Annotated in this window: 13 protein-coding genes; 5 read left to right on the forward strand and 8 right to left on the reverse strand. The window is 36.2% G+C overall.

Going from position 1 to position 14,530, the window contains the following annotated elements; translation table 11 throughout:
• Nucleotides 1–42: 42 nt before the first annotated feature.
• Nucleotides 43–276 (reverse strand): hypothetical protein, encoded by a 234-nt coding sequence (locus AC6UD2_RS06615; RefSeq protein WP_039143716.1) that lies wholly within the window; start codon nucleotides 274–276, stop codon nucleotides 43–45.
• Between the two features lie 239 nt (nucleotides 277–515).
• Between AC6UD2_RS06615 and AC6UD2_RS06620 the strand changes: the two genes are divergently transcribed.
• Nucleotides 516–2,207: an oleate hydratase gene (locus AC6UD2_RS06620; RefSeq protein WP_500698416.1), complete on the forward strand. Its 1,692-nt coding sequence runs from the start codon at nucleotides 516–518 to the stop codon at nucleotides 2,205–2,207.
• A 53-nt stretch (nucleotides 2,208–2,260) separates the two neighbouring features.
• On the opposite strand, the gene AC6UD2_RS06625 is transcribed toward AC6UD2_RS06620, so the two are convergent.
• Together AC6UD2_RS06625 and AC6UD2_RS06630 are read right to left on the reverse strand one after the other, a co-directional pair.
• Nucleotides 2,261–2,671 (reverse strand): ImmA/IrrE family metallo-endopeptidase, encoded by a 411-nt coding sequence (locus AC6UD2_RS06625; protein ID WP_010022069.1) that lies wholly within the window; start codon nucleotides 2,669–2,671, stop codon nucleotides 2,261–2,263.
• On the reverse strand, nucleotides 2,652–2,969 hold the full coding sequence (locus AC6UD2_RS06630; RefSeq protein WP_010022067.1) for a helix-turn-helix domain-containing protein: 318 nt from the start codon (nucleotides 2,967–2,969) through the stop codon (nucleotides 2,652–2,654). Before AC6UD2_RS06630 ends, AC6UD2_RS06625 begins: the two co-directional genes overlap by 20 nt.
• A 289-nt stretch (nucleotides 2,970–3,258) precedes the next feature.
• Between AC6UD2_RS06630 and AC6UD2_RS06635 the strand changes: the two genes are divergently transcribed.
• A complete protein-coding gene (locus AC6UD2_RS06635) occupies nucleotides 3,259–5,406 on the forward strand; it encodes a glycoside hydrolase domain-containing protein (RefSeq protein ID WP_500698417.1) in 2,148 nt (715 codons plus the stop codon).
• 847 nt (nucleotides 5,407–6,253) lie between these two features.
• On the opposite strand, the gene AC6UD2_RS06640 is transcribed toward AC6UD2_RS06635, so the two are convergent.
• Nucleotides 6,254–6,847 carry a hypothetical protein gene (locus AC6UD2_RS06640; RefSeq protein WP_500698418.1) on the reverse strand — a complete coding sequence of 198 codons (594 nt, stop codon included), beginning with the start codon at nucleotides 6,845–6,847 and terminating at the stop codon, nucleotides 6,254–6,256.
• A 127-nt stretch (nucleotides 6,848–6,974) separates the two neighbouring features.
• On the opposite strand from AC6UD2_RS06640, the gene AC6UD2_RS06645 reads away from it, so the two are divergent.
• Nucleotides 6,975–7,892: a glycoside hydrolase domain-containing protein gene (locus tag AC6UD2_RS06645; protein ID WP_500698426.1), complete on the forward strand. Its 918-nt coding sequence runs from the start codon at nucleotides 6,975–6,977 to the stop codon at nucleotides 7,890–7,892.
• A 99-nt stretch (nucleotides 7,893–7,991) separates the two neighbouring features.
• Here AC6UD2_RS06645 and AC6UD2_RS06650 read toward each other — a convergent pair whose 3' ends face one another.
• The 3 genes from AC6UD2_RS06650 to AC6UD2_RS06660 form a co-directional block, all read right to left on the reverse strand.
• On the reverse strand, nucleotides 7,992–8,519 hold the full coding sequence (locus AC6UD2_RS06650; RefSeq protein ID WP_500698419.1) for a hypothetical protein: 528 nt from the start codon (nucleotides 8,517–8,519) through the stop codon (nucleotides 7,992–7,994).
• A gap of 723 nt (nucleotides 8,520–9,242) precedes the next feature.
• Nucleotides 9,243–9,824, reverse strand: coding sequence for a hypothetical protein (locus AC6UD2_RS06655; protein ID WP_500698420.1), 582 nt, complete (start codon nucleotides 9,822–9,824; stop codon nucleotides 9,243–9,245).
• A 338-nt stretch (nucleotides 9,825–10,162) separates the two neighbouring features.
• The gene (locus AC6UD2_RS06660; protein WP_010022056.1) at nucleotides 10,163–10,696 is read right to left on the reverse strand and encodes a GNAT family N-acetyltransferase; all 534 of its coding nucleotides are present in this window, start codon (nucleotides 10,694–10,696) and stop codon (nucleotides 10,163–10,165) included.
• 144 nt (nucleotides 10,697–10,840) lie between these two features.
• On the opposite strand from AC6UD2_RS06660, the gene brnQ reads away from it, so the two are divergent.
• A complete protein-coding gene (brnQ, locus tag AC6UD2_RS06665) occupies nucleotides 10,841–12,187 on the forward strand; it encodes a branched-chain amino acid transport system II carrier protein (RefSeq protein WP_500698421.1) in 1,347 nt (448 codons plus the stop codon).
• A gap of 66 nt (nucleotides 12,188–12,253) precedes the next feature.
• Here the strand turns inward: brnQ and AC6UD2_RS06670 are convergent, their stop codons facing one another.
• Entirely contained in the window at nucleotides 12,254–13,435 is a 1,182-nt protein-coding gene (locus AC6UD2_RS06670) for a thiolase family protein (protein WP_500698422.1), read from the reverse strand.
• 132 nt (nucleotides 13,436–13,567) lie between these two features.
• Here AC6UD2_RS06670 and AC6UD2_RS06675 point away from each other — a divergent pair, with 132 nt between their 5' ends.
• Nucleotides 13,568–14,107: a hypothetical protein gene (locus AC6UD2_RS06675; protein ID WP_500698423.1), complete on the forward strand. Its 540-nt coding sequence runs from the start codon at nucleotides 13,568–13,570 to the stop codon at nucleotides 14,105–14,107.
• Nucleotides 14,108–14,530 lie beyond the last annotated feature (423 nt).

Genomic DNA, 14,530 nt, shown 5'->3' on the forward strand with positions numbered 1-14,530 from the left:
CACTAATAACTACGTAATTTCCAATTAAATCAAATCAATCAATTAGATTCGTTTATTGACATAATATGGTGAAGTTTGATCGTTATTCTTATCGTTTGATTGAGCGTTATCCGAAAGGAAAATATCGAATGATTTTTTATCTTTGCCATGAACTACTACGACGTTTTTGGACTCGATTTGCTTATCACGATAGAGTTGGGCAGAACGAACTGCATCGTTGTAGTCATGAAAGTTACCAAGGGAGTCTCCGGGATTGAAAAATACTGTTTCTGACATAGTAATTACCACCTTTCTACTATTATATTGTACCAGATTGACCCCTTAATTATCTATTAGTGGACTGCCATGTTGAACGACTGTTTACCACATCGGAACATTAGTTAAATAAATTATTAAATCAATTTGATAAGTTACATACGGACTTTTTTGTACGGTATAATGTAGTTGTAAGCATATGTGAAATCACTAACATAGAAATGAATGCTTAATCTGGATTTAAATCTAGGAGGGTTAATATGACTAAGAAAAAAGCAATTATGATCGGTGCCGGGATCTCTAACATGGCCGCTGCCGTTTACCTGATTCAAGAGGGTCACTGGGATGGAAAAGACATTACTTTCTATTCATTAGATGACCATGGCGCAAACGATGGTGCCAAAACTGACGTAACCGGTAACGAATACTGGAACCGTAATCACGAAACTTCGGACCAGACTGGCTTTGTAGCCCGTGGTGGAAGAATGTTGAATTACCGCACCTACGTTGATTTAATGGATCTGTTAAGTCGAGTTCCTTCAGCCACTGAAGAGGGCATGACCGCCGCTGAAGACACGCGGGACTTTGATGCTAAGCATCGGACCTACGATAAAGCGCGTTTGATGGAGGGCGAAAAGGGCATTATTAATTCCGCTAAGATGGGTTTTAACAACAAGGATCGAATCTTATTAACTAAGTTGATTATGATGCCAGACGATAAGGAGACCGAACTTGATAACGTCTCAATCGCTGATTACTTCAAAGATGACCCACACATGTTTCAAACGAATTTCTGGTACATGTGGGAAACTACCTTTGCCTTCCGAACTCAAAGTTCAGCACAGGAACTTAGACGTTACATGCACCAAATGATCTATGAATTTACCCAAATCAACACGCTAGTTGGAGTTAATCGGACTCGTTACAATCAGTACGAAAGTTTGATGTTACCATTAATTAATTACTTGAAGAAACAAGGCGTAACGTTCGTCTTGAATCGACGAGTTGATGACTGGGACTTCAAAGAAACTCCAATGAACGAAGAAATTACCGTTAAGGGCTTAGAAATGGAGAACGTTGACACCGGTCAAAAAGAACACGTTGACGTTGATGATGATACCGCAGTCTTCTTCACGAATGGTTCCATTACTGATTCTGCCACCCTTGGGGACTTCAACACTCCATCAGGTGAAAATACCGACTATGGTGCCGCTTCAAGTTTGTGGAAGAAAGCCACTGACCACTTCTACAACTTGGGGAATCCTGACAAATTCTTTGCCGACCGCAATGCTAGTGGATGGAGTAGTTTCACTGTAACCACCAAGGATCACACGTTCCTAAACGAAATTACTCGGATCACCACGCAACTTCCTGGGAATGCCTTGAACTCCTTCTTATCAACGAGTCCAATCACTCCATTAGGTCAAAAAGACGTAAGAATGTCGATCGTGGTTCATCACCAACCTCACTTCACTGACCAGAAACCAAATGAGACGGTCCTTTGGGGATACTTCTTGTATCCATACCGTCGCGGGGAATTCGTTGACAAGCAATACATCAAGATGACCGGAAAAGAAATGGTTCAAGAGTTGATCGGTCAACTTTCAAAGGTTGATCCAGGTCCCGTTAACATCCGTGATAAAGAAAAAGAAATCATGGATTCAATCGTCAACTCGGTTCCGGTATACATGCCATACGCTTCGGCATTGTTTAACAACCGGGCTAAGATTGATCGCCCAAAAGTCATCCCAGAACACTCAACAAACTTAGCCTTCACTGGTGAATTTGTTGACCAGCCGTATCAGATGGTTTTCACTGAACAAAGTGCCGTTCGTTCTGGTGAAGTGGCTGCCTATCACTTTGCGGGCGTTCCAATGTCGAATCTTGTAGATAACCCACGATTTGATAAGAATCCCAAGGTCATGGCTAAGGCCGCTAAAAAGTTGTTTTAATAATTAGATCGTAAAAAAGCTCAACTTCATTTGAAGTTGAGCTTTTTTGGTATTCAATCAACATAGTCTTTAATTTCAGTAAAACACACGTCTCGTAGTGAGTCTGGGATGGCAAATAACTCCATAAATTCTTCTAAATTAATCTGATCGATTTCTTTATTGTCAGCATAGAAAGGGATCAAGAGTTTGATCGCATTGACATTGGCTTTTTGTTCATACTTCGGACTTAGTAAGGTCGTGAAACTAAGAATAGCGTCATCTTGATCGCACTGCATTATGTGGCTAATCTCATGCGCAATGATGAATGGCAGTTGTTTACGTGGTTGCCAGTTGGCATTGATCACAATTGACCGGGAACGGACGTCCGCAAAAGACTGAGTATTCTGATGTAGTTTATCAGTGTATTCAACCGCGATGTCGTTATCTAACGCGTAGTTGAAGAGGCTATTGATGATTTCGTGCATTTCGAAGTTTCCTTAAGATTTCCACTACCGTTTCACGATCTTCTTCGGGAATTGGTTTGCCCCCGAACATCATGATCGTTGAGAGGTCGTCTAAATCAGCAGAGTTACCGGTTGAATTTCCTAGAAGGTAATCAACGGAGACGTTAAAGTAGTTAGCAACTTTTTTTAGTTTCTGTGAATTGGCCGTTTTATCCCATTTTTGAAGGGTTCCATTAGAGAAGCCGAGCTGATGCTCCAATTCGCGAATGGAAATGTTTTTGTTTTTAGCAAGTTCTTTGACACGTTGATATATCGACATTTTGGACTCCTTCTAATCCTTTATATAGAAAAAATATCTATAAAATTATTGACATGTAGAAATAGTGGATATATGATTGCTCTTGTAAACAGATGAGAAATCAATCAACAACCTCGAAGTTAGGTCGGTTTAGATTATTTCAGCTGATTTTCTTTACTGTCATTGTAGAACTTTTGTCTATGATATTCAACGATTATTCTACATGATTGCAAATTGATTTCGATGTGTTTGCATGCGAGTTAGCGCTAACTCTTAAATCTGATGAATAGAATTTTAGGAGGAAATAATTATGGATCAACAAGTATTAAACGTTCAGAAGTGGTTGAACCAAGAATATGGGAATGTTTCAGGATTTGATAAGGTCAAGGAAAATGGAAACACTGGTTGGCCAACTATTTATGCTTTAAGAATGGGACTTCAACATGAGTTAGGTGTTAGTCCACTTGGTAGTGGTTTCGGCGATAAAACCAAGAAAACACTAAGTGGAATGGTTGATCAATTGAAGGTTGGCTATAAAGGTAAGATTGCGAAGTTAATTCAAGGTGCTTTTTGGTGTAAAGGAATTAGTCCGAATGCGTTTGATGAGAAATATACAAAAGATACACAGAATGCAGTAAATAAATTACGTAATGATGCTGGATTAAAAAGTGGTTCGATGACAGTCATTTTAATGGGAGCATTATTCGACATGAGTGCTTTCACTATCATTGGTGATGGAACTGATGGTGTACGAGGGATGCAACAATATTTGAATAATCATTTTCTGAATTATTTTGGTGATGATATTGGTTTGGTTCCAACTGACGGTATTTATGATCGGAATACGAATACCGCATTAATTTACGCATTACAGTCATCTGAAGGGATGTCTCCAAGCACTGCTAATGGTGTATATGGTCCTGGTACAATTGCACGAACGCCAACTGTGAATCAAGGTGCAACTGGATTGATTGTTAGAATTATTCAGTATGGACTTTTAGTCAATGATTTTATGTTTAATCGTGATGTTGATGATAAGTTTGATAGTTCAATTGCCAATAGTATTATTAAGTTCCGTAAATTTATGAATCTCCCACCTTTCACTAGTACCGCAGATCTTACTGTTATTAAGGGATTATTAACGAGCAACGGAAATACAAACCGTGACTCAGATACGGCCGATACAGCTACTCAATTAAATTCTTCAGATGTGAGCCTATTAAAACGTTATGGTTTTAGCATCATCGGAAGATATTTAACTGGTAGTGTAGGAGCTGGTTCTAAAAAACGTGATAAAAATCTTACGACAGATGAATTAGAAACAATTAAAAATGGTGGTATGAGTGTTTTTCCTATTTATCAAGATGGCGGGGATGATATTTCATATTTTAAGTATAATCAGGGATTTAAAGATGCTTTAACGGCTTCTAAAACTGCTAAACAACTGGGATTTCCTAAAGGAACAACTATTTATTTTGCAGTTGATACTGATATTCAATCCGGAGATATTGACGGAACAGTTAAACAATACTTTGAGGGAATATCTGATGCAATGTCCTACTATAATATTGGAGTTTATGGAACGAGAAATGTTTCTACTCACATGATTAGTTCAGGACTTGCCAAATATTGCTTTGTTTCAGATATGTCATCAGGATACAGTGGAAATCTTGGTTATCCGATGAGTAAAAATTGGTCTTTTGACCAGTTTACTGAATATTCACTAGGTCATTTAGATATTGATCAAGTTGCTTCATCCGGAAAAGATCATGGAGAAAAAGAATTCTCTACTAGTGGTTTAACTTCTCCATTAAATGCTGTTAGATTTTTGCTGGATAATTCATCAATTCAATTTAATCAACCTATTTTGGAGTTTGATGAGGCTTGGATCAATGTAAAAGTTAGTGCATCTGAGACTGTTCAACATGTAAATAGTTCTGGAATTTTTTCAATTAAAAATGGTAAAATTTCAAGTGATTTTACTGGCTGGTTCTCTAAAGAATATGGCTTATCAGCTTCAATTTCTGGAGTTGTATTTGATCAATTAATGAAAACTATGTTTCTTGATAAAATTAATAATGGTCAATTAACTATTCAAGCTAGCTTAACAAGTGATGGAAAGGTAGGAGTTTCAGCAACTTTTAATGTATTTGAATTAAGGGATAAAAACATTTCTGGAAGTTTTGCTGTTAACTTTGATATGACAATTAAACCATTTAATATTCCAACTAATATCTTGGGTGCTGCTGTAGAAGTCTCAGAAAAAGTTTTGCAATACTTTAGTTCACATAAGAAGGAAGTAGCTACTGGGCTAATGGAAAGTATAGTTCCACTTAGTGGAGCCGTTAAGGAGGTCTCTAATATGAGTGTTGATGAAAGAAATGCATCACTTGATTTGTTAGGGGAAAGATTAGGAATAGTCTTTAGATTACTTTATGCTGCAATTGAAGAAGTATAATGTTAGGGACATCTTATTACAATGATATGTCCCTTTTAATAAAATATAAAATGATAAATTATTCCACAAATGATATTTATAAATGATAAAGCACAAGCAAATATCACTAAATCGTAGATAAAGTTAACGTGCTTGAAAAAGTGTCGTTTTAGATTTTTAAATTCGTTATTCGTGTTACTCATATAACTAAAGTGTTTTAACTTATGAATGGTTAAATATAGAATGAAAGAAATAAACAATGTTGAACCTATCATTAATATAGGAAAGTAACCAGTATTCCCTAATAAAAGATCCCAACGATCGTTTAAAGTTATTTTCCACAGATTATTTTTATCGAAGGTATTTACTGTAATGTTATTAATAAAGAAGTACGCAATTAATATTAATATATACGAAATTGAAGAGGAACTTTTGTAATTTTTATTTTCTTTTTCTAAATGTTTTCTGGAACGTTCATATGCGACACATAAATATATTATAGGTATAATTAAACAAAAATATATTATATTAGAAAATATGTAATAGATGATTGGTAAAGTAAATTGCAAAATAGTTCCTCTAATAAGTGTGATCATTAATGTTTTTCTATTAAACTGAATAGTGTGCCTTAATTATGTTAGCACTAGTATGCTTGGAGTAACAAATAGTATCAGTCATTGGAAGTTATTTAATATGTAAAAATGGGTCAGCATTTTGAAGTGCCCCATAATTGTTAGACATAATCTAATAATTATGGGGTATTTTTTATGGTTAAGTTAATAAAGATAATTTTCTATTAAAGTGTATTTGCTTAAGCCTTTCGAATTGTGAATAGTATTGATGCTTTAGTTTATAGCTGCCTTCATGGTTATTTAATTTCTTTGTATGTTCCATCTTTATTAACACGATATATTCCTGCAGTTCCAGATCCACCTTGATCTTTGTATGATTTAATTATTAATTGGATATCATAGTAGGACCCGTCAGTTGGTAAAGATTCGTATTCCATATCGTTACCAAATCCTAAGCCACTTTTCAGAACATTAATAGCCTGTTCAGGATTGTTAACTGCGTTATTCTGGGTTGGACTTGGTTGATTATTTTCTTGATCAGAACTATTAGATGGTTGTGTGGTATTTGGTTGAGCTTGATTAGTGGAGGCATTGCTACTTTGATTATCAGTTTTGCTTGAAGTAGAAGACATCTGATTTTGTGTATTAGATATAGATTCTGAGGGCTCTCCATTAGCTTCTTTATTATTATTGACACTGCTGATACTTTTATCTTTTGAAGATGACTTGTTATTATCTTTTTGCTTTTTAACTTTCTTTTCTTGTTTCAAAGTATTACTATTAGCTGACTTTTTGCGATCAGTCTGGTGGGAATTTGAATAAGCAACAAACCCAACTATGATTATTAAAATGATGATAATGACGAATATAAGTGATTTTTTGTGTTTCATTACAGTACTCCCCTTACTACGTTTGATGGTTTTAAGTATAGTAAATATTTATTAATCGTACAAATTGAAAATTTAACCTAATTTATAGTAAAAAATGATAGATAATTAATCGTTTACTGATACTGATATTCAGGCTGGCGACATTGATAGTACGGTTATTCCATATATGAAAGGAGTCAAAAAAGCATTAGGTGGATCAAATTATCAACTAGGAATTTACGGAACTAGAAATGTTTGTGCTCAAACCCTTAGTAAAGGACTTGCAAAAGCAGCCTTTGTATCTGATATGTCAACTGGATATAGTGGAAATTTGGGTTATCAGATGCCTAAAGATTGGGCAATTGACCAATTTGTTGAATACAGTTTAGGTGACATTGCAATTGACCAAGATGCATCGTTTGGCAGAGATAATGGAACTAATGAGATTAAGCCAACGGGAATTGGAGAAATGTCTGCCAAAGATGCTTTGAAGAATATTGTTGATAATACACAAGTAGAAATTGATGTTCCTTGGGTAATCTACAATGATAATAAATCATTAAAAATTACCTTAGTAGGTGAAGGTGGTATTAAACCTATCCATGGATCAGGATTGTTTACTATTAGTAACGGTGCATTACCACTAAAGTTTATGTTTGATTGGGTAATGCAAAGTTGTAATAACAATGTTAATGCCGGAGTATACATCGTTAGTTTATTTAATAAATGGGAATTTGTTCAAAAAATTGAAGACGGACAGGTTTCGATTGAAATTGTAGAAACTAAAGATGGTTGGAGTATATCAGTAGAATTTAATATTTTTAAGTTAAAGATTAATAATAAAAGTTTTGATACAGAACTTTCTATTTCAATTGATATTGATTCTCATCCACATAACTATCCTGATTTTAAGAGTTATGAAAAAGCTTATGATGAGGTTGCCGACAAATTAGGAGAAAAGACTGATACGTTTGCTTTGACACCGGCATATGTAAGATATGCAATTGAAGGTGAAAGTATTGGTGTTGCTGTAATAATTGCATTTTTAGCAGCACTAGTAGGATGATATATGATATTATTTGCGTAATTTATGGTGTATTAAAATGATTAAATAAATGGACCCGTAATTAAAAATTACGGGTCCATTTATTGATTTATGTCTTAATTACTTATTTTCCAATTTCATCTTTTTAATTCCCTCAGTAAGTTCTTTTGAATATTTCTTTTTCCGATATTTTAAGGTACTTTTAGAAAGATAATAGAATAAAAAGCCAGAACAAACTAAAAACGTTGGCAGCATTGGAGATTCATATGCCTCCCATAAATTGTTTGAAAGTAATAGTATTTCAATTGATCCAATGAAAACAAAAATTCCAAAACACACAAATAAAATAATGACCCATAAATAATAATAATGTTTTAACCTTGAAGCCCGCATATGCTTAATCTTATATTTTTCTATTATTAATCTTATTGTAGTTCCTAGTGCGGTAATAAATAGCGAGAATGTAATTCCATCGATTGTTCCCATGATCCAGAGGATGAATTTGTTTGCATGCATATTAAGGAGAATGAAACCTAAAGTGAAGGTAATGATTACCAATATAATGGATGGTAGCAATAAACGTGACATAATGTGATATTTATGTAAATATTCTTGATAGTCCTTGATGTAGTCTGATTTTTCTGACATTTTGTTTTTCTCCTTATAACCGAATATTCTCTCGTTAGTAAAATATAAAATGATAAATTATTCCACAAATGATATTTATAAATGATAAAGCACAAGCAAATATCACTAAATTGTAGATAAAGTTAACGTGCTTGAAAAAGTGTTGTTTTAGATTTTTAAAGTCGTTATTCGTGTTACTCATATAACTAAAGTGTTTTAATTTATGAATGGTTAAATATAGAATGAAAGAAATAAACAATGTTGAACCTATCATTAATATAGGGAAGTAACCAGTATTCCCTAATAAAAGATCCCAACGATCGTTTAAAGTTATTTTCCACAAACTTTTTTTGTATAAAGTATTTTCTATAATATTATGAATAAAGAAATATAATAATAAAATTACTATATAAAAGATTGAAGAAGTGTTTTTGGAATCTTTATTTTTTCCTTCTAAATATCTTTTAGAACGTTCATATGCAATGCAGAAATATATTATAGCTATAATAAAACATATGTAAATTATATGGGAAGATATGTAGTAGGTTGTTGATAAAGTAAATTGCAAAAGAGTTCCTCCAATAAGTGTGTTCATTAATTATATTAGCATTAGCGTGCTTGGAGTAACAATAGTGATATTTAATATGTAAAAAGAGTCAGCATTTTAATGCTGACTCTTTTATTATGGTTAATTTAATAAGGTAGATCCATTTGTTTAATCTTTTTAAATTACGAATAGTGTTATTATTTTACTTTATAGTTTCCATTACCATAAACCAAGTATAAACCAAGTGTTCCTGTTCCACCTTGATTCATTAATTCTTTAGATTGTACTTTTATTTCGTAGATGCTATCTTTTTCGTCAGATTCGTCAGGCATGAATTCGTAGATATTATCGTTATTGTTTAGACCATTTTTTAGAACATTAATAGCCTGCTCAGGATTGTTAACTACATTATTCTGAGCTGAATTGGATTGACTTGGTTGATTATTTTTTTGATCAGAGTTGTCAGATGATTGTGTAGATTGAGCATCATTAGTAGAAGAGGATGAGTTGTCACTGGCACTAGATGTAGTAGCTGAGCTCATGTTATTTTGACTATCTGTTGTAGATGATGACTGTAGTGAACTTTCAACATCTTCCTTATTATCTTTAACGCTACTCATTTTTTTATCTTTTTGCTTTTTGGGTTTTCTTTCCTCTTGTCGCATATTACCATTTGATTCTTGGTTATCTGTATGATGTGAATTTGAATATGCTACAAATCCAACCACAATTACTAATATGATAATAATGACGAATATGATTGTCTTCTTGTGTTTCATTAAAACTCTCCTTAACTAAATTAATTGTGTTAAGTGTAGTAAAGTTTCAATGTCTACACAAATTAATGGTTAAAGAGTTCATCTGATGAGCACTTCCAAAACAAAAGGCCCAACCCATGAATTCCACAGGTTGAGCCTCTTTTTATACCAAAATAATTAGGATAATAATGAAACAAATTGCCAACACCGATAATGCCAAAAAACGTTTTGATGTTAATTTATGGGCCTTATGATAAGTCCATCCCATGCAACCCAAAATTACGATCAACCCGAATGCTGCCATTATAATTAACTTGATTAGTACCGCTGTGTCGCCCAATTTGGCCACTTCCTAGTTATTATTTTAATTCGATTTGGTAAGCAAAACGTTCCGTTCCGTGATTCCGTTTACCGTTTGCATAAATAGTACCACGTTTAGTGAATCCATTTGAGAGAATGACGTGTTGCATTCCCTTATTATCGGGATGAGTGTCAATTCTGACATCCTTAAAACCACGTAGTGACGAGATGGTAAATAGACCACTAATGAACTTTGATGCCAGTCCTTGACCACGGTAATCGTTTGAAACCGCAATGCGATGAATGGCAGAGTAGTGACCTTGGTCACCATTTGCCCATTCTCCACCTTCGAGGTGTAAGTAGTCGGGGTCGATTCCTAAGTGAAGGGTCGCAGTTCCAGCAACCTGACCGTCAACGTCTAAGACATATGAGATGCCAAACTTAACGTCACGGGCGAGATCATCCTCACTGGGATAGTCGCTTTGCCATTGGTCGATGCCTTGCTCGCCTAAGAACTTCTTGGCGTTCTTGATGATGGTGTAGATATCGTCAAGGTCGGCTTCGGTGGCTTTTCTTACGTAAATAGTAGACATATTAACACTTCCTTACTTTTATTATTAGACGATAAGTAATTATAGTGAAGCGGGGATGGTTTTTCAACCACTAAATTAATTATGGTGGGAGCTTTTTTTCTGGTAAAATGCATTGAAGAGTAATTTAGGAAAGTTGGAGAAAACTTGGAAAAGAAATTAAGTGTCAGACAAATCGGCTACGTTGGGATCATGTTATTTGGGATTTTCTTCGGAGCTGGTAACCTGATTTTCCCTGTGAACATGGGACAGATGGCTGGTGGCAACGTTTGGTGGGCTACCCTAGGCTTTATTTTAACGGGAGTTGGCCTACCAATTTTAGGAATCATTGCGTTAGGGGTCACTGACAGCTCTGGCGCGTTTGAAATTTCGTCAAACGTGGGCAAGTCGTTTGCGTACGTTTTTACCATTTTAATTTCCTTTATCATGGGACCACTTTTGGCAATTCCACGGTTGGCGGCGACGTCGTTTCAGATTGGGATCTCGCCGTTTCTTAGTTCCAGATACCAGCAAATGGGTTTAATTGGTTTTATTCTGGTTTTCTTCGTTGTCATTTTCTTATTGTCATATAATCGGGGACGTTTACTTGAGTACATCGGAAAGTTTTTAACCCCGCTATTTTTAGTCTTGTTAGCGATTATTGTGGTCATGTCGATCGTGAAACCGATGGGATCACCTCATTTTTACCATCCCATGTGTGAATACGCTCATTCTCCGCTGTTGTCTGGATTCGTTGAGGGTTACAACACGCTTGACGGGGCTGGATCGATTGCCTTCGGAATTGTGGTAGTGGAAACCGTACGTGGCTTGGGAGTTAAGAGTCCGAAACAATTAGCCATAAGTATTGGAAAGGCTGGCTTGATTGGTGGCTTGATGATGGCGGTAGTCTATGTCCTGCTAAGTTACATGGGAGCCACGAGTTTGGGACAATTTCGGCCGTCAGCTAACGGTGGGATTGCGTTGGTTCAGATTGCGACCCACTACTTTGGGGGTTACGGGAACATTTTATTGTCTCTCATTGTGATTGTGGCCTGCTTGAAGACAGCAATTGCGATGAGTAGTGCCTTTGCGGATACCATGTCAGACATTTTTCCCAAGTTTAAATATTTACCCGTTTTGATTTTTGCAGTGGTGATGTCAGCCCTATTGGCAACCATGGGCTTGACTGAGATGATTCGTTTTGTAATGCCAGTACTGATGATCGTTTATCCATTTTCAATCTGTCTAATTTTGATTTCGTTAATTAAGCCGTTGTTGAAACGACCACGAATCGTTTACCAAATGACCACCTGGTGGATCGCCATTCCGGCTATTTTGAGTGGAATTACTACGATTCCTGAACTAGCTCATGCACCAGTTTTCTCGTGGTTGTTTAAGCTCAATCATATTTTGCCCATGGCTCAGTACGGCATGGGATGGGTGCTATTCGCGCTGGTTGGGTTTGCGATTGGTCTCATTCTGTCAGTTAAGCAAGCTCCGCAATCATTTAAATAAGTCAAAATAAATATCCCTCATGATTAGAAATTACTCTAACTCCGAGGGATATTTTAGTTTTCTTCATTATAGTAGGTGCACAGTCATTGCCATTCCCATGCCACCACCGATACATAAAGTGGCAAGACCATTGGATTTACCAGTTCGTTTTAGGTTATTAATCAGGGTGATTAAGATACGGGAACCGGAATCACCAAGGGGATGGCCCATTGAGACTGCTCCTCCCGTGATATTCAGTTTATCGTCAGGGATGTGCAGGTCACGAGCAACTGCCAGACTTTGAGAGGCAAAGGCCTCATTTAATTCAAATAGATCAAAGTCACTAATACTTTGCCCGGTTTGCTTCAGCAGTTTGTTGACGGCGTAATAGGGGGCATACCCCATGATTTCTGGATCACACCCAGCTTCGGCGTATACACCAAGTTCAGCAATTGGGGTGAGTCCCAGCTCGTTAGCCTTACTTTGTTTCATGATTAAAATGGCTGACGCACCATCGTTTAAACTAGCCGCATTGCCTGCGGTGACCGTCCCGTTTTCTTTAAACGATGGTTTGAGCTTTTTGAGTTGTTCCATGGATGTATCAAAACGAACCCCTTCATCTCTGTCAACGACGGTGTTTACACGCTTTTTTTTGATTTCAATTGGGATCATTTCTTCATTAAAGTAACCATTTTGTTGAGCAGCACTTGCTTTTTGGTGGGATTGAAGCGCAAAAGCGTCCTGCTCCGTTCTGGAGATGTGGAATCGATCGGCGACGTTTTCAGCGGTGATTCCCATTGGCTTGCCGGTGCGAGCGTCGTTTAGACCATCCTTTTGAATGCTGTCTTCTAGGGTAACGGGTCCAAACTTATGACCCTTTCTTTCGTTGACATTTAGATAGGGAGCGTTTGACATGCTTTCGGTTCCACCAACGAGGATGACGTCACCGTCTCCCATTTGAATGGCTGATTGGCCAAGACGAACGGCTTTCATTCCTGATCCGCAGACTTGGTTAATGGTAGAAGCAGTGGCGGTGTTTGGGATGCCAGCGTTTAATTCAATTTGTCTGGCAACGTTTTGTCCCCCACCAGCCTGAATTACATTTCCAAAGATGACTTGGTCAATTTGTTTGGGGTTAATTCCGGAAGCCTTGATGGTGGCCTTAGCAGCAATGGTTCCTAGGTCAACTGAAGTGAGGCTCGCAAGCGTCCCGTTGATTTTTCCAATGGGTGTTCGCTTGGCACTTACAATTACAATTTTGTCATTCATAAATTCGATGCTCCTTTGACTTAATACGGTGACAATTATACATGTTTTTGCTTAACTTTTTTTAAAGTGGAAAGTTAATGCTAATTTTCGAGTTTCTACTATAGTAAAATGAATTGAGGAGATGAGAAGAAAATGAATAAGGATGAAGAGGTACAACAAGTAGGAGAAATGATTGATCGATGGTTGGATGCTATTGATTCACAGCCAGAGATTGCTGGTAAGTCCCAAAGTGAAGTGGATGAGATTGATACCATTATTGATAGCTTTGTGGAGATTGCGATCGTGGGATTAAACAAGCAACCGGCAATTTGGGATGTTGATTTGTTGGCTGACGTGATGTTCAGTCGTTTTACGCTTTTGTTAGACGGCGATGAAAAAACGGATTCATTGTTTCAGCTCATTCCATTTGCGTTGACGCATTTATTTTCCTATTTGGATCATGAGGGGATCATTAAGAACGGTTCTCAATTGAATCAGTGGGTAAAGGATAATTCCAAGGCACTTCGTTCAATGTACGATTCTAATTTTGATGCTTTTTATAGTAGGTTGGTAAAGGCGATGAAGGATGCTGATGTTGATCTAGAAGATAAAAGTGCGGTTGATGCGTTCACCAAGAAGTATCTTAGTCAGCATCCCCAGGATGGAATTGACTTGTATTCGAAGAAAAAGTAAGCTTTATTTCCTAACATAAAGGGAATCTCAAAAAAGTTTGACCTTTTTTGACCAAAAGTGTTGACAAATGATTTGGGCGCATGTATAGTAGTAAATGCTCGGTGAGGGAGACAAGTTGATTTGTTAATAATTGATTAGTCACTGATTATGAACTAAATTAATTATTTTAGTCATTTCTCTTGCATCTTCTTAATGAGCGTTGTATAATAGTATTTGTTGTCTGGGTTATCCAGATGAGATGAGTGATCAAATAAATTTAAATTAATTGAGTTTATCTGTTGACATTCATTAATCAATGTAGTATAATTATACATGTTACGTTGGTGATAACCAAACGACAATAAACAAGAGTAGATCTTTGAAAACTGAACAAGATTTTGATTACAAGTGTAAGGTAGTTTTAAGTGTACAAGCTTAAAATTA

The organism is Fructilactobacillus sp. X2R5C2, from assembly GCF_059901375.1.